The organism is Aeromonas aquatica, from assembly GCF_000764655.1.
In the GTDB taxonomy this organism is placed as follows: Bacteria; Pseudomonadota; Gammaproteobacteria; order Enterobacterales; family Aeromonadaceae; genus Aeromonas; species Aeromonas aquatica.
In genome coordinates this window covers 1-18,822 of the sequence record NZ_JRGL01000006.1, presented here as the reverse complement: position 1 = coordinate 18,822, position 18,822 = coordinate 1, and the positions used below count along the sequence as shown (strand labels likewise).

General features: G+C 61.3%; 17 protein-coding genes and 1 riboswitch. Of the genes, 8 read left to right on the top strand and 9 right to left on the bottom strand.

Annotated features, from left to right (window positions below; all coding sequences use genetic code 11):
- Positions 1-262: 262 nt before the first annotated feature.
- From LG30_RS22455 to LG30_RS0100395, 4 genes are all read right to left on the bottom strand, one after another.
- The gene (locus LG30_RS22455) at positions 263-415 is read right to left on the bottom strand and encodes a hypothetical protein (protein WP_126623399.1); all 153 of its coding nucleotides are present in this window, start codon (positions 413-415) and stop codon (positions 263-265) included.
- Between the two features lie 36 nt (positions 416-451).
- On the bottom strand, positions 452-1,561 hold the full coding sequence (locus LG30_RS0100405) for an MJ1255/VC2487 family glycosyltransferase (protein WP_033128734.1): 1,110 nt from the start codon (positions 1,559-1,561) through the stop codon (positions 452-454).
- Positions 1,558-2,061: a phosphatase PAP2 family protein gene (locus LG30_RS0100400; RefSeq protein ID WP_033128733.1), complete on the bottom strand. Its 504-nt coding sequence runs from the start codon at positions 2,059-2,061 to the stop codon at positions 1,558-1,560. The genes LG30_RS0100405 and LG30_RS0100400 overlap by 4 nt, the downstream gene beginning before the upstream one ends.
- A gap of 139 nt (positions 2,062-2,200) precedes the next feature.
- Positions 2,201-2,824, bottom strand: a complete 624-nt coding sequence (locus tag LG30_RS0100395) for a TetR/AcrR family transcriptional regulator (protein WP_005323843.1) — start codon at positions 2,822-2,824, stop codon at positions 2,201-2,203.
- Positions 2,825-3,229: 405 nt separating this feature from the next.
- On the opposite strand from LG30_RS0100395, the gene leuA reads away from it, so the two are divergent.
- The 5 genes from leuA (at position 3,230) to LG30_RS0100370 (ending at position 9,367) form a co-directional block, all read left to right on the top strand.
- On the top strand, positions 3,230-4,792 hold the full coding sequence (leuA, locus tag LG30_RS0100390; protein WP_033128732.1) for a 2-isopropylmalate synthase: 1,563 nt from the start codon (positions 3,230-3,232) through the stop codon (positions 4,790-4,792).
- A 265-nt stretch (positions 4,793-5,057) separates the two neighbouring features.
- Positions 5,058-6,143 carry a 3-isopropylmalate dehydrogenase gene (gene leuB / locus LG30_RS0100385; protein WP_033128731.1) on the top strand — a complete coding sequence of 362 codons (1,086 nt, stop codon included), beginning with the start codon at positions 5,058-5,060 and terminating at the stop codon, positions 6,141-6,143.
- A 27-nt stretch (positions 6,144-6,170) separates the two neighbouring features.
- Positions 6,171-7,568, top strand: a complete 1,398-nt coding sequence (leuC, locus tag LG30_RS0100380) for a 3-isopropylmalate dehydratase large subunit (protein ID WP_033128730.1) — start codon at positions 6,171-6,173, stop codon at positions 7,566-7,568.
- A gap of 107 nt (positions 7,569-7,675) precedes the next feature.
- Complete coding sequence (leuD, locus tag LG30_RS0100375) at positions 7,676-8,275, top strand: 3-isopropylmalate dehydratase small subunit (protein WP_033128729.1); 600 nt, start codon at positions 7,676-7,678, stop codon at positions 8,273-8,275.
- A 165-nt stretch (positions 8,276-8,440) separates the two neighbouring features.
- A complete protein-coding gene (locus tag LG30_RS0100370) occupies positions 8,441-9,367 on the top strand; it encodes a transglutaminase-like domain-containing protein (protein WP_033128728.1) in 927 nt (308 codons plus the stop codon).
- A 127-nt stretch (positions 9,368-9,494) separates the two neighbouring features.
- Here LG30_RS0100370 and LG30_RS0100365 read toward each other — a convergent pair whose 3' ends face one another.
- Positions 9,495-9,785, bottom strand: coding sequence for a PilZ domain-containing protein (locus LG30_RS0100365; RefSeq protein ID WP_033128727.1), 291 nt, complete (start codon positions 9,783-9,785; stop codon positions 9,495-9,497).
- Between the two features lie 91 nt (positions 9,786-9,876).
- Positions 9,877-9,967, top strand: a riboswitch (TPP riboswitch).
- Positions 9,968-10,020: 53 nt separating this feature from the next.
- Here LG30_RS0100365 and thiB point away from each other — a divergent pair.
- The 3 genes from thiB (at position 10,021) to thiQ (ending at position 13,384) form a co-directional block, all read left to right on the top strand.
- Positions 10,021-11,001, top strand: a complete 981-nt coding sequence (gene thiB, locus LG30_RS0100360) for a thiamine ABC transporter substrate binding subunit (RefSeq protein WP_033128726.1) — start codon at positions 10,021-10,023, stop codon at positions 10,999-11,001.
- Positions 10,977-12,617 (top strand): thiamine/thiamine pyrophosphate ABC transporter permease, encoded by a 1,641-nt coding sequence (thiP, locus tag LG30_RS0100355; protein ID WP_081965921.1) that lies wholly within the window; start codon positions 10,977-10,979, stop codon positions 12,615-12,617. Before thiB ends, thiP begins: the two co-directional genes overlap by 25 nt.
- A 71-nt stretch (positions 12,618-12,688) precedes the next feature.
- Positions 12,689-13,384 (top strand): thiamine ABC transporter ATP-binding protein, encoded by a 696-nt coding sequence (gene thiQ / locus LG30_RS0100350; RefSeq protein ID WP_033128724.1) that lies wholly within the window; start codon positions 12,689-12,691, stop codon positions 13,382-13,384.
- Positions 13,385-13,450: 66 nt separating this feature from the next.
- On the opposite strand, the gene LG30_RS0100345 is transcribed toward thiQ, so the two are convergent.
- The 4 genes from LG30_RS0100345 to LG30_RS0100330 all read right to left on the bottom strand — a co-directional run bounded on the left by LG30_RS0100345 (position 13,451) and on the right by LG30_RS0100330 (position 18,547).
- Positions 13,451-14,821 (bottom strand): PhoH family protein, encoded by a 1,371-nt coding sequence (locus LG30_RS0100345; RefSeq protein WP_033128723.1) that lies wholly within the window; start codon positions 14,819-14,821, stop codon positions 13,451-13,453.
- A 222-nt stretch (positions 14,822-15,043) separates the two neighbouring features.
- A complete protein-coding gene (locus LG30_RS0100340) occupies positions 15,044-15,727 on the bottom strand; it encodes a TSCPD domain-containing protein (protein ID WP_033128722.1) in 684 nt (227 codons plus the stop codon).
- Positions 15,728-15,736: 9 nt separating this feature from the next.
- The gene (locus LG30_RS0100335; RefSeq protein WP_033128721.1) at positions 15,737-17,884 is read right to left on the bottom strand and encodes an adenosylcobalamin-dependent ribonucleoside-diphosphate reductase; all 2,148 of its coding nucleotides are present in this window, start codon (positions 17,882-17,884) and stop codon (positions 15,737-15,739) included.
- 210 nt (positions 17,885-18,094) lie between these two features.
- Positions 18,095-18,547: an early set domain-containing protein gene (locus LG30_RS0100330; RefSeq protein WP_033128720.1), complete on the bottom strand. Its 453-nt coding sequence runs from the start codon at positions 18,545-18,547 to the stop codon at positions 18,095-18,097.
- Positions 18,548-18,822 lie beyond the last annotated feature (275 nt).

Genomic DNA, 18,822 nt, shown 5'->3' with positions numbered 1-18,822 from the left:
TAGAAAAAGTGATTTTTTCCATCATTCACCCGAAAATCGGGTGAAAAACCAACTTAACCCGCTTGTGAACGCTTGTCCACGGCTTTGTCTGGCCTGAACAGTCATAAATTTCAAACAGCTATTAACATTCAGTGACTTGGCCAGAGGGCAGGAAAGAAAGCGAAGAGGAGGAGGAGTAAAGCAGCGGATCATGCTGAAAAATTGAGGTTTAACGGAACAAAATGGCCCACCGCTTGGGTGGGCCCGTCAACTATCCGGTGACTCAATGGTCCTGTTCCGGCTCCACCAGCCAGATCTGCTGATCCGGATCCGTCTCTTCACAGACCGAGATGCTGACCCCCATGTCGAGCAGCTCATGCAGGGTGAGATTGTCCGCCAGGGTCATGGTGTCGCCGTTCTCATTGGTAAAGCGCATGCTATCCGTCCTCTCCTTGGGTGGGGTCATCTCAGTTTAGTCAAAGGCACTGAGTTGCGATAACCAGGGGCGGGTCAATGCCGGGTTTTCGGCCAGCTCGCTGAGCCGATCACACACCTCCTCCGGGAAGAGGGTCCTGGCCCACAGCCGGCGAGACAAGAGTTCAATGCTCTCCTCCGACCCGGCGGCCAGCCAGTCCGCCAATTCAGCCGCCACATCCGGGTAGCGAACGGCCCCCGGTGCCGCCGTCTCGAGCCAGCCGCGCACCGCATTGGCATCGAGCACCTCCATCAGCTGGGCCAAGCCCATCAGCTCCAGAGTCTTGCCGTTGGTCAACTGCTCGAACTGGCCACCCAGTGGCTTGACCAAGAGCTTCTTGCCAAGGGAGAGCGCCTCCGAGGCCAGCTCGAAACCCGCATTGGTGATGACCCCCCGACAACCGGCAAGCACCTGCTTGAACCCTTCCCGCGCCAGGGGCTCGAAGTGGATGTTGCGCCACTGGCTGGGGGTCCGAATGGCGGGATGGAAGCAGACGAAGTGTTGCTGGTTAAAGCGCGATAGCAGGGCCGCTATCTGCTCGGTCTGCTCGAATGGCAGATAGACCAGGATCTGGTGATTGTCCGGGGCCAGCGCGATGGGGTCGATGATGGGGGGCAACAGCGGCTGGCCGAAGTGAAACCAGTGCAGTCCCAAGGATTGCCGGACCGGGGCGAAACGGTGCATCAGCTGGCGGCTGAAGCCGCTCTCCCCCCAACGCGGAATGGACCAGTCGAAGCTGGCCTGATGGCTGATGGTGAGGCTGGGTTTTTGCCAGCGACGGGCTGCATGGGCGCTGAGGGGCTCGAAATCACTGATCACCAGGTCGTAGTCGCGGCAATCCAGCGCCCGCATATCCCGCCAGAAACGCCAGGGAGAGAGCCCCTTGAGGGTGCGCCAGCTCGAGATGCAGCCTTCGTGGCTGACGAAGCTGATACCGGGGAAGGTGCGATAATCCCCAAACTCCCCCATCTCGAAGTAGCCGTCGGCGGCGCGCCCGCTGAACAGGTAGTCGACCTCTATCCCCCTGCTCTTCAGGGCGCGCGCCAGAGTCCTGCTGCGACTGATGTGACCGTTGCCGGTGCCCTGAACCCCGAACAGTATCTTCATGCCTGACTCCCGCTCAGTGCCCAGAGGGCGCAACCACCGCCGAGCAGGGCACCGGCCACCAGGTCGCTCAGGTAGTGCACCCCGAGCAGCAGCCGGGATGCCCCCACCAGCGCGGCCCAGGCGAACAGCAGCGGCGCCCAGAGCGGGAAGCTGGCCGCCAGCACGGTCGCCATCAAAAACGCCGCCGCACTATGACCAGAGGGCAGACTGTAGCGATCCGAGGGGGTGATAAAGACCGGCAGGCCCACCGGGCGCTGGCGTTTCAGAGCGTTCTTGAGCAGCAGATAGAGCGGCAGTTCGAGGGCAAAGGCCAGCACGGCAATCTGCACCGTCTCGCGCTGCGCACCGCCCTGCCACCAGAGCAGGGCCGCCAGCACGGCGTAGAGTGGACCGTCGCCGGTGCGGGAGATGAGCCGGCTGACTCTGGCTTGCGAGCGATTGTAGGGATGGAGCAGACAGACACGGCACACCTGCAGGTCCCATTGCTGGATCTTGTTCATAACCCCTCCTTCCCCGAGATCTCTGTGCAGACTAGGGCGGCGGAGTGACAGTTCGTTGAAGGGCAGATAACAGATTTGTGAAAGGCGCGATGAAAAAAGGGCCGAACGGCCCTTTTTTTCATTCTTCAGGTGGCGGAACTCAGTTCAGGGAGCCGCGCAGCCCGTTCTCCATCAGCTGGCAGTTGTGGGCCGCCAGACGACTCATGAAGCTCTCATCCACGGTCAGGCCGAACACCTGCTCGTAGAGATCCTTCATCACGAAGGGCTGCCACATCATGCTGAGGAAGGAGATCTTCAGCATCTCGGGATCCAGGTTGTCACCCAGTTGACCATTGGAGCGCATGGATTCGAGCAGGGCATCGAACTGGGGCAGTTGACGCTCCAGCAGACGGTTCAACACGAAATCCCGTCCCGGGCTCTTCTCGGTCGACAAGGCACTGGAGATGGCGGAGGTCAGTTCGCTGTTCGGTGCCATCACCTGATAGTAGGTATTGAGCAGATCGGTCAGGCTGCGGTTGCTGCTCTCGTCATGCCAGGCCTGATCCAGCGGCTCGGCCACATCCCCCAGCACCGCCTTGTAGAGGCCCTCTTTGCTGCCGAAGTAGTAATGGATCATCGCCAGATTGGAACCGGCCAGCTCGGCGATCTCGCGGGTCGTCACCTTGCTGTAGGGAGTGTTCAGAAAACGTTCGCGAGCGGCGGCAAGCAGCTTGTCACGAATGTCGGAGCGTCCGACCGGACGACCAGGTCTGCGTTTTTCCATGGAATACCTCAGATAATTCAGCAAAAGCTGATAAGTCGATCTGATTGTGTGGGTGATCGAGCACAGCAGGAATGACCAGATAATCAGGCATGAACCGAATATGGGACAAGGAAATTTGCATTCCTTTACAATCCGATTAAATAACACAGCGAGTTGATCCTGTCTGTTCGTGTTGACACAGCATAAAAATCTCGATATTGGTAGAAGCGTTATCGACTGGAAGGATTGAGTCATCATGCATTTTGCCGCTCCGCTACTACTGCTCTCCCTAATCGCGACTCCTCGCGCGGGATCCTTGTAGCCGGGCTAAGGCATAGCCGGAATTTACAAAAACCCGTGCACCCCGCACGGGTTTTTTTATGCCATGCAGGATGCACGTACCGAACTTAGGAAGAGGGAAGTCACATGTCAGATCGCGTCATCATATTCGATACCACCTTGCGTGATGGTGAGCAGGCGCTCTCGGCCAGCTTGACGGTCAAGGAGAAGCTGCAGATCGCCCTGGCACTGGAGCGGCTCGGGGTCGACGTCATGGAGGTGGGCTTCCCGGTCTCTTCCCCCGGTGATTTTCTCTCGGTGCAGACCATCGCCCGCCACATCAAGAACAGCCGAGTCTGCGCCCTGGCCCGCGCCCTGCCCAAGGACATCGATGCCGCCGGCGAAGCCTTGCGAGTAGCACAAGCCTTCCGCATCCACACCTTTATCTCCACCTCCTCCATTCACGTCGAAAGCAAGCTCAAGAAGAGCTTCGAGGATGTGCTGGAGATGGGTATCGGTGCGGTCAAGCATGCCCGCCGTTACACCGACGATGTGGAGTTCTCCTGCGAGGATGCGGGCCGCACCCCCATCGATAACCTGTGCCGCATGGTCGAGGCCGCCATCAAGGCCGGTGCCCGCACCATCAACATCCCGGATACCGTGGGCTACACGGTACCGACCGAGTTCTCCGGCATCATCCAGACCCTGTTCAACCGGGTGCCGAACATCGATCAGGCCATCATCTCGGTGCACTGCCACGACGATCTCGGCCTGTCGGTGGCGAACTCCATCGGCGCCGTGCAGATGGGGGCGCGCCAGATCGAGTGCACCATCAACGGCATCGGCGAGCGGGCGGGCAACTGCTCCCTGGAAGAGGTGGCGATGATCCTGAAGACCCGCGCCGACCTGCTCGGGGTCCACACCAACATCCGCCACAGTGAAATTCATCGTACCAGCACGCTGGTCAGCCAGATCTGCAACATGCCGGTGCAGCCGAACAAGGCCATCGTCGGCGCCAACGCCTTCTCCCACAGCTCCGGCATTCATCAGGACGGCGTGCTCAAGGCCAAGAACACCTACGAGATCATCACCCCTGAGAGCATCGGCCTGACCCAGAACAACCTCAACATGACCTCCCGCTCCGGTCGCCACGTCATCAAGCACCGCATGGAGAGCATGGGCTACGCCGAGAACAGCTATGACCTCGATGACCTCTACGGCAAGTTCCTGACCCTGGCCGACAAGAAGGGGCAGGTATTCGATTACGATCTCGAGGCGCTGGCCTTCTTCAGCCAGATCCACGAAGAACCCGAGCACTTCAAGCTGGAGTACCTCGGCGTGCAGAGCGGCAGCTCGGTGCTCGCCACCGCCTCGGTCAAGCTGAAGGTGGGTCAGGATCTGATCTGCGAAGCGGCCACCGGCAACGGTCCTGTGGATGCGGTCTACCAGTGCATCAATCGCATCACCGGCTACGAGATCCGCATCGACAAGTACGAGCTCAAGGGCAAGGGGGAAGGCAAGAACGCCCTCGGCCAGGTCGACATCGTCGCCGAGTACAAGGGCCGAAAATTCCATGGCATGGGGCTCGCCACCGACATCATCGAGTCCTCGGCCCAGGCCCTGGTCCATGTGATCAACAGCATCTGGCGCGCCGATCAGGTCGCCGAGCAGATGGAACGCAATAACAACATCAAATCGGAAACCGTCTGAGCCATATCGCTGAATAGATGGGATCCAAGCACAACATCAAAACAGAGACAGTCTGAACGGTGATCAGAACGCTGAGCAGATGGGACGCAAAAACAACATCAGGATGGAGACAGTCTGAACAGGTAGCGGATCGCAGTATCGGGTCGCTGGGCAGATGGGGCTCAATAACAACATCAGGACGGAGACCGCCTGAACAGTGATCGGATCACAGTATCGGGTCGCTGGGCAGATGGCTCAATAACGACAACATCAGGACGGAAACAGTATGAGCAGTTATCGGATCGCAGTATTGCCGGGTGACGGCATTGGCCCGGAAGTGATGGCCGAGGCCATCAAGGTACTGGCCAAGGTACAGACCAAATTCGGCTTCTCCCTCGACTATGACCGCCACGACGTCGGTGGCATCGCCATCGACAACCATGGCACCCCGCTGCCCCAGAGCACCATAACCGGCTGCGAAGCGGCCGATGCGGTGCTGTTTGGCTCGGTCGGCGGCCCCAAGTGGGAGCATCTGCCGCCGAACGATCAGCCGGAACGCGGCGCCCTGCTGCCCCTGCGCGCCCACTTCAAGCTGTTCTGCAACCTGCGTCCGGCCCGCATCTACACCGGACTCGAGCAGTTCTCACCGCTGCGCGCCGACATCTCGGATCGCGGCTTTGACATCGCCTGCGTGCGCGAACTGACCGGCGGCATCTACTTCGGTCAACCCAAGGGACGCGAGGGTGAAGGGGCCACCGAGAAGGCGTTCGACACCGAGGTCTACCACCGCTTCGAGATCGAGCGCATCGCCAAGATAGCGTTCGAATCTGCCCGGGTACGCAAAGCCAAGGTCACCTCCATCGACAAGGCCAACGTGCTCGCCTCCTCCATCCTGTGGCGCGAGGTGGTGACCCAGGTCGCCAAGTCCTACCCGGACGTGGCGCTAAACCACATGTACATCGACAACGCCACCATGCAGCTCATCAAGGATCCGTCCCAGTTCGACGTGCTGCTCTGCTCCAACCTGTTTGGCGACATCCTCTCCGACGAGTGCGCCATGATCACCGGCTCCATGGGGCTGCTCCCCTCCGCCAGCCTGAACGAATCCGGCTTCGGCCTGTTCGAGCCGGCCGGTGGCTCGGCGCCGGACATCGCCGGCAAGGGGATTGCGAACCCCATCGCCCAGATCCTCTCCGCCGCCCTGATGCTGCGCTACAGCCTCGGCCAGGAAGCCGCCGCCCAGGCCATAGAGCAGGCCGTGGCCCAGGCCCTGGCCGAAGGGTATTTCACCGCCGATCTGCATCGGGCCGATGCCCGTCACCCGGTGCAGAGTACCGCCGCCATGGGTGACCAGATCGCCGCGCGCATCTGAAGACACCAGATAACAAGGAAGAGAGCAATGTCCAAGACCCTCTATCAGAAAGTGTTCGACGCCCATGTGGTGCGTGAAGTGGAAGGCGAAACCCCCCTCATCTACATTGACCGCCACCTGGTGCACGAAGTGACCAGCCCGCAGGCGTTCGACGGCCTGCGCGCCATGAATCGCCCGCTGCGCCGCCCGGATCTCACCTGGGCCACCATGGATCACAACGTCTCCACCACCACCAAGGACATCGCCGCCTCCGGCGAGATGGCCCGCATCCAGATGGAGACGCTCGCAGCCAACTGCAAGGAGTTCGGGGTCCGACTCTATGACCTGAACCACCAGTATCAGGGCATCGTCCACGTGATGGGCCCCGAGCTCGGCATCACCCTGCCCGGCACCACCATAGTCTGCGGCGACTCCCACACCGCCACCCACGGCGCCTTCGGCTCCCTGGCCTTCGGCATCGGCACCTCGGAGGTGGAACACGTGATGGCGACCCAGACCCTGAAGCAGGGTCGGGCCAAGACCATGCGCATCAGCGTCAACGGCAAGCTGGCCGAGGGCATCAGCGCCAAGGACGTGGTGCTCGCCATCATCGGCAAGGTCGGCCACGCTGGCGGCACCGGCTATGTGGTGGAGTTCGCGGGGGATGCCATCGCGGGTCTCTCCATGGAAGGGCGCATGACGGTGTGCAACATGGCCATCGAACTCGGCGCCAAGGCGGGGATGATCGCCCCCGACCAGACCACCATCGACTACATCCAGGGCAAGGTATTCGCCCCCACCGGCGAGTCACTGGCGCAGGCCATCGCCTACTGGCAGACCCTCAAGAGCGATGCCGATGCCAGCTTCGATGCTGAGGTGGTACTCAATGCCGCCGATATCGCGCCGCAGGTGACCTGGGGCACCAACCCCGGTCAGGTGATCGCCGTCAATGAGCCTATTCCTGATCCGGACTCCTTCAGCGATCTGATGGAGCAACAGTCCGCCCGCAAGGCACTCGCCTACATGGATCTGCAACCGGGTCAGAAGCTCAGCGATGTCGCCATCGACAAGGTGTTCATCGGCTCCTGCACCAACAGCCGCATCGAGGATCTGCGTGCCGCCGCCGCCATCGCCCGCGGTCGCAAGGTGGCAGCTGGCGTACAGGCGCTGGTGGTGCCGGGCTCCGAGCAGGTGAAAGCCCAGGCCGAGGCCGAGGGGCTGGACAAGATCTTCATCGAGGCGGGCTTCGAGTGGCGTCTGCCCGGCTGCTCCATGTGTCTGGCCATGAACAACGACCGTCTGCAACCGGGGGAGCGCTGCGCCTCCACCAGCAACCGCAACTTCGAGGGGCGTCAGGGCCGCGCCGGCCGCACCCATCTGGTGAGCCCGGCCATGGCCGCCGCCGCCGCCGTCACCGGTCACTTTGCCGATATTCGTGCGCTGTAACGACAGGGAGAACATGATGACAGGTTTCAAACAACACGGACGGCCCTTCGCCGTCACCGACATCATCTTCGCCGACATTCGCGCGCTGTAATTACGAGGAGAACAAGATGACAGGCTTCAAGCAACACAAAGGGATCGTCGTCCCCCTCGACAGCGCCAACGTCGACACCGACGCCATCATTCCCAAGCAGTTCTTGCAGAAGGTGAACCGCACCGGCTTTGGCAAGCATCTGTTCCACGACTGGCGCTTCCTGGATGACGCAGGCCAGCAAGCAAACCCCGAGTTCGTGCTGAACCAGCCGCGTTTTGCTGGTGCCAGCATACTGCTTGCCCGGGAGAACTTCGGCTGCGGCTCGAGCCGCGAGCACGCCCCCTGGGCGCTGGCGGATTACGGCTTCAAGACCATCATTGCCCCAAGCTTCGCCGACATCTTCTACGGCAACGCCATCAACAACGGCCTGGTGCCGGTGCGCCTGCAAGAGCAAGAGGTGGAGGCCCTGTTCCAGCTGGTCGCGGCCACTCCAGGCCTGCAGATCGAGGTGGATCTGGAGGCCAACCAGGTGCGCGCCGGCGATCTGTGTTTCAGCTTCGAGATCGACGAGTTCCGCCGCTACTGCCTGCTCAACGGGCTGGACGCCATCGGCCTGACCCTGCAGCACGGGGCCGCCATCGACGCCTTCGAGGCGAAGCAACCCAGCTGGATCTAAGCACGCTCAAGACTCACATCGGCGCCTTCGAGACAACCCAAGGCAGCCGAGCGGGATCTAGGCACGAATAGCCACAACGAGTAGCATCCACAGGGAGCCCAGGCTCCCTGTTCTATTTCCGGCTGACGGCAAGAGACGGCCCAACCGATACCTGAGGAGAGGATGATGACGAAAGCGAGCGGCCTCCTGCTCTGCGCCCTGCTGTTCGCCCTGCCGGCCAGTGCCGGGCAGCGTTACTTTCACAGCAACGGCGGCCAGCTCAACGTCGGCTGGCAGGACAGGGAGGACAAGGCGCAGCAGCTCAGCTACCGGCTGGAGGCGGGCACGTTGCCGCCGCTCATCGCCTATAGACCCGCGCGAATGCAGGAGGATATGCTGCAGCAGCTGTTGCAACAGGCCGTCATCGCGTTTCCCGAGGTGCAGTTCTCCCTCTCCCGCCCCGCGCTCGCCCTCAACATCAAGAGCCGCAACGCCGACAAGGCGAGGGAAGCCCAGGCTTGGGTCGGGCCTGAGCAGGCAAAGCTGGAGCAGGAGTGGCTCAAGCAACACTACTTCCAGCGCTTCACCCCGTCCGATGGCGTGCCCGCCATCAAACAGGATCACGTGCGTATCGCGCTGGAGAGCCGGACCGAGCTGGCACCGCTGGCGGATCAGCTCAAACGGCAGGGGACCACAGAGGTGGAGGCGCGCCAACAGACGGTGGCCTTCATGCTCGATTTCGTTCAAGCCATTCCCTATAGCCTGCTGGACAGCCAGTCCGGCCGGGCCGGCAAGGGCTTTCTGACCCCGCGCCAGGTGCTGGAGCAGAACCGGGGGGATTGCGACAGCAAGATGACCCTGATGGCGGCCATGCTGGCCCAGCTCTTCCCCGAGCTCCCCCAGGCCATGGTGTTCGTGCCGGGCCATGCGCTGCTCGGCGTCGCCCTGCCCGCCAAGCCGGGAGACGCGACCCTGAATTGGGAGGGGCAGACCTATCTGCTGATGGAGCCTACCGGCCCGGCCCAGCTCCCCATGGGCCAGCTGGCGCCCACCAGCAAAATGCTGGTCGACAGCAGACAATGGAGCCTGCAGCCCGTGCTGGCCAGTCAATGAGTCGCCTCCAGACAGGCCGAGAAGCGATGGAGAACAGCCAAGCGGCAGCATATCAATCTATTGAAAACCTAAATGACATCGGCCAGCAGATGCTGACCGATGAAAAGCAGTGAAATCTGTCGCCATATCAGGCCAGAGACTGAAACTCCAACGCCAGCAAGAGCCCCCTCTCTTCCTCCAGCACCCGCACTATGCGGGCCTGGACCTCGAACGGCGGCAGCAGGTTGCTGCTGGTGGCCAGGCTCACCCGGATGGGCTGATGCACATCGAAGCTGTGCTCGTTCACCTCGACCCCCATGCCGTTGGCACTGAGATCCCGGCAGATCCCCTCCAGCACATCCTGATGCTGAAACAGGGTGACGGGGGCATTGATGACCATGCGCGCAAAGGCGCGCCTTTCCTTGGTACTGGTGATCACGAGGACCTCCTCTGCTATGCCGTTACGCCCGTATCGGCCGGTGAAATAATTGTGCTGGCCTCCCCCAAAAAACGTTAATACAATGCGATTCGTTTCTCAAACGGGGTGCGGTTTACCGCTGAGATTATACCCGTGAACCTGATCCAGATAATGCTGGCGGAGGAATTTGAGGCATGGCGCTCGTTTTTTGCGCCCTCATCCGCTGGCAGCTCGCAACCCACAGGGAGTGCCATCGATGAAAACCCTTCTGCTGGTCGCCACCAGCCTGCTCAGTGCCCAGGCCTTCGCCGCCGACCCCCTCACCGTCTACACCTACGGCTCCTTCGCCAGCGAATGGGGACCGGGTCCCAAGATCAAGCAGGCCTTCGAGCAGGAGTGTGGTTGCACCCTCAAGCTGGTGGCACTGGAAGACGGGGTCGCCATCCTCAACCGGCTGCGGTTGGAAGGCAAACACAGCCAGGCCGATCTGGTGCTGGGACTGGACGATGCCCTGGTGAGCGAGGCCAAGCAGAGCGGTCTGTTCGCCCCTCATCACACCGATCTGGCCGCCCTCAAGGTGCCGGGTGGCTGGCAGGACGACACCTTCGTCCCCTATGACTACGGCTACTTCGCCTTCGTCTACAACAAGGACAAACTCAAGACTCCCCCCAAGAGCCTGAAGGAGCTGGTGGAGCGCCCGGATCTCAAGGTGATCTACCAGGATCCGCGCACCTCCACCCCGGGTCAGGGGCTGATGCTGTGGATGAAATCCGTCTATGGTGATCAGGCGCCTGCCGCCTGGGCCCAGCTTGCCAAGAAGACGGTCACTGTCACCAAGGGCTGGTCCGAGGCCTACGGCATGTTCCTCGACGGCGAGGCGGACATGGTGCTCTCCTACACCACCTCCCCGGCTTATCACCTGATCGCCGAGAACAAGTCCCAGTACCAGGCCGCCGCCTTCGAGGAGGGCCACTATCGCCAGGTGGAAGTGGCCGCCAAGCTCGCGAGTGCCAAGCAAGACAAGCTGGCGGACCAGTTCCTGCAGTTCATGATAAGCCCCGCCTTCCAGCAGGAGATCCCCGGCGGCAACTGGATGTATCCGGTGACGGACACCCCGCTACCCAAGGGCTTCGAGCAGATGATCACCGTGGCCAAACCGCTGAGCTTTAGCTCCGATGAGGTGGCCGCCAACCGCAAGGGCTGGATCAAGGAATGGCTGCAAGCCGTCACCCAGTGAGCCGTCACGCTGTAAAACCACAGGCTCGTCCTCTCTGGTGGCTGCCGGGTAGCGCAGCCACCGCCGTTATCCTGCTGCTCTCGCTGGGCCCGCTTGTCGCCCTGCTGTGGCAGGCGGGCACGCTGCCGAGCACCCTGCTGGCAGACCCCTACCTGCGCCACGTGCTGGGTTTCAGCCTGGGGCAGGCGCTGCTCTCCACCTTGCTGAGCCTGGGGCTGGCCATTCCGGTGGCGCGGGCCCTGGCGCGGCGCCGTTTTCGTGGCCGCCGGCTGCTGCTCAAATTGTTCGGCCTCTCGCTGGTGCTGCCGGTCATCATCGCCATCTTCGGCATCGTCGCGGTGCACGGCTCCCAGGGCTGGCTGCCCCATGCCCTGCGCAGCCTGGGGCTGGATCCCGGCAACTACCTGTATGGCCTGTTCGGCATACTGCTGGCCCACGTGTTCTTCAACATGCCGCTGGCGGCGCGCCTCATATTGCAAGGCATAGAGAGCATTCCTGAGTCCTCCTGGCGCCTCGCCAGCCAGCTCGGCATGCGCTCCTCTCATATCTTCCGGCTGCTGGAGTGGCCCATCATCCGTGGCCTGCTGCCCGGATTGGCGAGCCTCATCTTCATGCTCTGCTTCACCAGCTTCACCACAGTGCTGGCGCTGGGCGGCGGCCCCAAGTCCACCACATTGGAGGTGGCGGTCTATCAGGCCCTGCGCTTTGACTTCGATCTCGCCACCGCCGGCGGCCTGGCGCTGGTGCAACTGCTGCTGACCGCAGGTCTCTTGCTGTTGCAACACAAGTTGCAGACCAGCCCGTCCAGTCGCCTCACCAGCCGCCGCCCCTGCCTGCGCCCGGACAGACAGCAGCCGGGCACTCAGTGGGTTGATATCGTGGCCCTCAGTCTCGGCCTCGCCATCTTCCTGCCGCCCCTGCTGGCCATAGTCATCGCGGGCTTCAACCCCGGCCTGCTGACGGCGCTCGGCTCGCCCCAGCTGTGGCGGGCGGGGGGGCAGTCCCTCGGTATAGCACTGGCGGCGGGAAGCCTCGCCACCCTGCTCGGCGCCAGCCTGCTGCTCACCAGCCGCCACTTGAGGGTGCGGGATCGCAAACGGCGAGCCGCCGCCCTGTGGGAGGCCAGCGGCTCCATGATCCTGATGATCCCGGCGGTGGTGCTGAGCACGGGCCTCTTCATCCTGTTTATGCCCTTCACCGATGTCTTTGCCCTCGGGCCCTGGCTGGTGGTGCTGGTCAACGCCCTGATGGCGCTGCCCTATGTGCTGCGCACCTTGAGCGCCCCCATGCAGTTGGTGGTGCGCCAGTACGACAGGCTGGCAGACAGCCTGGGAGTGCGCGGCCTGCAACGCCTGCGCCTGGTCGAGTTGCCCCTGCTGCGCCGCCCACTGGCGCTGGCCATGGCGCTCTCCATGATATTGTCCCTGGGAGACCTGGGTGCCATCGCCATGTTTGGCAGCCAGGCGCTCACCACCCTGCCCTGGCTGCTCTATCAGCAGCTCGGCAGCTACCGGCTGACCGATGCGGCGGCCACCGCCCTGCTGCTGCTCACCCTGTGTTTCTCCCTGTTCTGGCTGGTGGAGCGGGGTCTCGGGGGCAAAAACCTGGATGCGTGATAGTCGAGTTTGCTGCCCAAATGCGGATCTACATACGGTCTGCGCACCCAGCCACATCATAGGAGTCAAAGATGCTGTTAATTGATGATTTGGCAACCAGTTACCCTGATTGGCGCGTCAGCTTCAACGCCTCTCTGCCCAAGGGGGAGATCACGGCACTGATCGGCCCGAGCGGTGCCGGTAAATCAACTCTGCTCGGCATGATCGCCGGCTTCGTGCCGGTAGAATCAGGAGCCCTGCGCTTCGATGGCGTCGATCTGCTGCCGCTCGGCCCCGCCGAGCGCCCGGTCACCACCCTGTTCCAGGATCACAACCTGTTCCTGCACCTGTCGGTGTTCGACAACATCGCCATCGGGCTGCATCCGGGCCTGCGCCTGAGTCCGGCCCAGCGCGAGCAGGTGAAGCAGGGCGCGGTGCGAGTCGGTCTTGGCGACATGCTGAGCCGCCTGCCGGAGCAGCTCTCCGGTGGCCAGCAACAGCGGGTGGGGCTGGCCCGCGCCCTGGTGCGCGGCAAGCCGCTGCTGCTGCTGGACGAGCCCTTCTCGGCGCTGGATCCCGCCCTGCGCCGGGAGATGCTGGCGGAAGTCGCCCGGCTCGCCTGCGAGCAGGGCATTACCGTGCTGATGGTGTCTCACAATCCCGAGGATGCCCAACTGATCGCCGATCGGGTGCTGTTCGTGGACGAGGGGCGCATCGCCCTGCAGGGCACCCCGGATATCCTGCAAAACAGCGATCACCCGGGACTGCTGCGTTACCTTGGTCAATAGCAGCCAGCGGGAACAAAAAAGGGAGGCCAATGGCCTCCCTTTTTCATATGAAGATATTCAGTTAAATCAGAGGTTTTCCTCGGCGAAGGAGGCGAGCTTGCTGCGCACCACCCCGTTCAGGAAGATGTTGGCACTGCCGTCGAAATCCTTGAAACGCTCGACGATGTAGGTCAGGCCCGAGGTCACCGGGCTCAGGTAGTTGGAGTCAATCTGGGCCAGGTTGCCGGAGCAGACGATCTTGGTGCCCTCGCCGCAGCGGGTGATGATGGTCTTGATCTGGGACGCGGTCAGGTTCTGGCACTCGTCCAGCAGCACGAAGGTGTTCTGGATGCTGCGCCCGCGCATGAAGTTGACCGACTTGAACTGGATATTGGCCTTCTCCATGATGTAGCTGAGGGACCCGCTCATGTTCTCGTCCTGCTTGTGCAGCACCTCCAGGGTGTCGGTGACCGCCGCCAGCCAGGGCATCATCTTCTCTTCTTCGGTGCCGGGCAGGAAGCCGATGCTCTCGGCGATCTCCGGGGTGTTGCGGGTCACGATCACCTTCTCGTAGATCCCCTTCTCGATCACCAGCTCCAGGGCCGCCGCCATGGCCAGCAGGGTCTTGCCGCAGCCCGCCGGGCCGGTCAGGATCACCAGATCGATGTGCGGATCCAGCAGGGCATCCAGTGCCATGCCCTGATAGATGTTCTTGGGATGCACGCCCCAGGCCTTGCGTGACATCAACCGCTCGCGGCCCAGATCCTTGAGGCGGATCTTGTGGCCATCGTTGCTCAATACCCTGGCGGCGAAGAAGTTCTCCTCGTCAAGCAGGTACTGATTGACGTGCACCCCCTCCAGCAGGTTCGAGTCGATCACGTGGACGGTGTCGCGGCCATGGGTCTCGCTGTCGCACTCGCCGACCCGCTCCCAGAAGCTGCCCGGCACCACTTGGAAGCCCTTGGCCAGCAGCCGGATGTCATCGATCAGCTGGTCGCTGCGATAGTCTTCCACATGCGCCAAACCGGCCCCCTTGGCCTTGAGGCGCATGTTGATGTCCTTGGTCACCAGTACCACCTGGCGTTTCATCTCGTGCTTTTGCAGATAGAGGGCCGCGTTGATGATGCGGTTGTCGGCCTCCTTGTCGGTGAACACCTCGGCATCCTGGGGCAGATGGTGATCACTGAAGATGGAGATATGACCGCTCGCCTCACCCGCCAGCGCCACCCCTTGCACTATCTGCTCAGGGTTGGCGTCACGGAACACGTCTTCCAGCGCACGGATGGCGACCCGCGCATCACGGCTGACGTCTTTCTGACGATCCTTGATGTTGTCGAGCTCTTCCAGCACCGTCATGGGGATGAGCACGTCGTGCTCTTTGAAGGAGTAGATGGCGAGGGGTTCGTGAAGCAGAACGTTGGTATCCAGGATAAACAGCTTTCGGTCCGTATTGTCCATAAGCATCCTCCTTGGCACTGAAGGTGCCACGTGTGTGAATCTCAGATGTCATTGAAACCACACGGCCGTGACAGTTTTATTACCCCTCACGCTACGCCCGATTTTACCAGCGTGCAACAAATCCCTTTGGCTCCCGCCACCGATTGAACAGAAAATAATCAATAGAAAAGACCGGCCCATAGGCCGGTCTTTTCGCACTGCTTATCGGACTAACCACACCTGCTAGCCACACTTCGAGTCGCCGCAGTTGAGGCAGGTCATGCAGCCATCCTTCTGCACCAGCGCCTTGCTGTGGCACTTGTAGCAGAGCGCCGCATTGGCCGGGAAGCCGCTGCCTGCCTGATGGGCGTCAGCCTCCTGTTCGGCCTGCATCTGTGCCTGCTTCTCGGCCAGAAACGCCTGCTGATGCTCATCCAGCCCGGTTGCCTTTAACATGCCTATCTCGGTGAGATGGGTCTCGATCACGTTGCCAATCTCGGCGATAAGCGATGGTACATACTTGCCCTTGTTCCAGTAGCCCCCCTTGGGATCGAACACGGAACGCAGCTCCTCCACCAGGAAGGTGACATCCCCGCCCTTGCGAAACACCGCCGAGATGATGCGGGTCAGCGCCACTATCCACTGATAGTGTTCCAGGCTCTTGGAGTTGATGAAGATCTCGAACGGACGGCGCGTCTCGTGGACGGTCCCCTCGTTGAGAATAATGTCGTTGATGGTGATGAACAGCGAGTGCTCTGAGACATGCTCCGGCGTCTTCAGCTTGTAGGTGGTGCCCATCAAGCGCTCCGGGCGCAGCACCGTCTCGTGCATCTGCACCACGTCATCCTGGGGGGCCAGATCTTCCTGCGGCTCATCCTTGGTACGCACCTTGTAGGCGACGATTTTCTTGTCGATCTTCTTGACCATAATCTGTTCTCAGAATTTACCGTAATAGCCTTCTTTCAAGGCGTCATAGAGGTTGGCGGCGGTGTGCAGCTCGCCATCGTATTCGATCTCTTCGTTGCCCCTGACCGTGATGACGGAGCCATCCTCCAGGGTGAACTCGTACTGAGTGTTCTCCAGATCCTTCTCCTTCACCAGCACCCCCTGGAAGGCCTCAGGGTTGAAGCGGAAGGTGGTACAACCCTTCAACCCCGAGTCCGAGGCATACATGTAGATGTCCTTGAACTGCTCGAACGGGAAGTCGGTCGGCACGTTGGCCGTCTTGGAGATGGACGAATCTATCCAGCGCTGGGCCGCCGCCTGGATGTCCACGTGCTGGGCCGGGCTGATGTCGTCGGCTGTGATGAAGTAATCCGGCAGGCGGCAGGCATCATCTTCGGTGTAAGGCATGGCAGCGGCGTTGATAAGCTCCCGGTAGGCCAGCAGCTCGAAGGAGTAGACATCCACGCTGTCCTTGCTCTTCTTGCCCGCCTTGATGACGTTGCGGCTGTAGTGGTGGGCGAAGCTCGGCTCTATGCCGTTGCTGGCGTTATTGGCCAGCGACAAGGAGATGGTACCGGTCGGCGCTATGCTGCTGTGATGGGTGAAACGTCCTCCCACCTCGGCCAGCGCGGCCACCAGGGCGGGATCCACCTCGGCCACCTGCTGCATGTAGCGGCTGTAGCGCGCGTGCAGCACCTTGCCCTTGAGCCTGTCGCCGACCTTGATACCATCGGCCGCCATCCCGGGACGCAGGCGCAGCATCTTGCCGGTCACCTCGAACTCCTGCTCCATGATGGGCGCCGGACCCTTCTCTTTCGCCAGACGCAGGGACTCTTGCCAGCCGGTCATGGCCAGCTCCTGAGAAACCTGCTCGGTAAAGGCGGCGGAGGTGGCGGAGCCGTACTTTATCTGCAGCATGGTGAGGGTCGAGCCGAGGCCGAGGAAACCCATGCCGTGGCGACGCTTGGCTGTGATCTCCTCACGCTGCTTGGGCAAGGGCAGCTGGTTGATCTCCACCACGTTGTCCAGCATGCGGGTGAAGATGGCCACCACCTTGCGAAACGCCTGCCAGTCGAAGCTGGCCTGCTCGGTGAAGGGGTGACGCACGAACTTGGTCAGGTTGACCGAGCCCAACAGACAGGCACCATAGGGGGGCAACGGCTGCTCGCCACAGGGGTTGGTGGCACGGATCTCTTCGCAGAACCAGTTGTTGTTCATCTGATTGACCTTGTCGATCAGGATGAACCCGGGCTCCGCATAGTCGTAGGTAGAGGTCATGATGACGTTCCACAGCTTGCGCGCCGGCAGGGTCTTGTAGACCTTGCAGGCCACCTGGCCCAGTGCGTTGATGACCACCCCTTCCTTGTTGGGCCAGTCGGCCCAGAACACCACGTCGGGATCATCCAGCGCTATGCCGTCCTGCTCCACCTCTTTGGCCGTGTAGGGGAAGATCAGCTGCCAGGGGGCATCCTCCTTCACTGCCTTGACGAACTCTTCGGTGATCAGCAGAGAGAGGTTGAACTGGCGCAGACGACCATCTTCCCGCTTGGCCTGGATGAACTCGATCACGTCGGGGTGACGGATATCCATGGTGCCCATCTGGGCGCCACGGCGACCGCCGGCAGACGAGACGGTGAAACACATCTTGTCGTAGATATCCATGAAGGAGAGCGGGCCCGAGGTATAGGCCCCGGCACCGGAGACGAAGGCACCGCGCGGGCGCAGGGTCGAGAAGTCGTAGCCGATGCCACAACCCGCCTTCAGGGTCAGCCCCGCCTCGTGCACCTTGCCGAGAATGTCATCCATCGAATCTTCGATGGTGCCGGAGACGGTACAGTTAATGGTCGAGGTGGCGGGCTTGTGCTCGAAGGCCCCCGCGTTGGAGGTGATCCGGCCCGCCGGAATGGCGCCATTGCGCAGCGCCCACAGGAAGGGCTCATACCAGGCATCCGGCTCGCGCTCCTGCTCGGCCAAGGCACGGGCCACCCGCTGGTAGGTCTCGTCGATGGTGCTATCGATGGGGGCCCCATCCTTGCTCTTGAGACGATACTTGCTATCCCAGATCTCGAGGGAGGTTTCCTGCATGGGGATGAGGTCGGTGCCGGGATCGGTCTCCAGCACCGGATTGGATTTAGCCATTTTCAAGCCACCTTATGTGAATACATCAGCGTCATGATAGGGATAAAAACACAACTAATAGGTGAATGTGAAATACGAAAACACTATATATAGTAGTCTTCATATCATGGGCCGCCGTCCCAAGCTTAAAAAAATGCCCTGGCCAGCAGAGTGCTGGGCCAGAGCTGTTAACCGTTTCATTGTCCGAGGGATTGACCACTCGGGGCAGGATCAGGGCTTCTTGACGTAGACCGTCGGGGTTTCGCCAGCCAGGTTCAGATAGAACTCATAGACCCCGTCTGCTTCCGGCGAGAACTTCATGTCCTCATACTTGGAGCAGGGGTTGACCGGCACCGGCTCGCCGCCCAGCACGGCGACGCCATCGCTCGGGCTCTTGTAGCCAAAGTTGGTGCCGCAACTCCAGCTTGAGTCACCAAATTTGAATTTGTAGGGAGCCCACTCCTTCTTGAGTGTGCCCTTGGCCATGTAGAGCTTGTCGGCCACCTTGACCGCCTTGGTCTCATCAGTGGCCATCCAGTCGTTCATCTCCCCACGCAGGTAGATGGACTTGCCGCCGAAATCGCTGTTGTCCGCCCCCGCCTGCTCAGCGCCACCGTTAGCTGCACAACCGCCTAATACCAGGGTTCCCGCCGCCAGCATCATCGTTACTGTTCTTTTGAACATGTGTCCATTCCTCAGATTATTGTGTTTCCTTGGCCCATCGAATGTGGGCAGACGAATTAAAGCAGAGCGGGCCCGCCAAGAAAGGTAGGGGTATCACATTCTGTACTTTTTATATTCAAAACAAGGATAAACGGAGAAATATCGAACAGTTGGATACCGCGGGTAAGAGAGTAACCCTGATCAGGAAGCTTTTATTATATCGACCTGCGCACGTCCGCTTCGGACAGCGGTGATTACCTGACAGGTCACTACCTGCTTAGCCGTGCCCGTTTCAG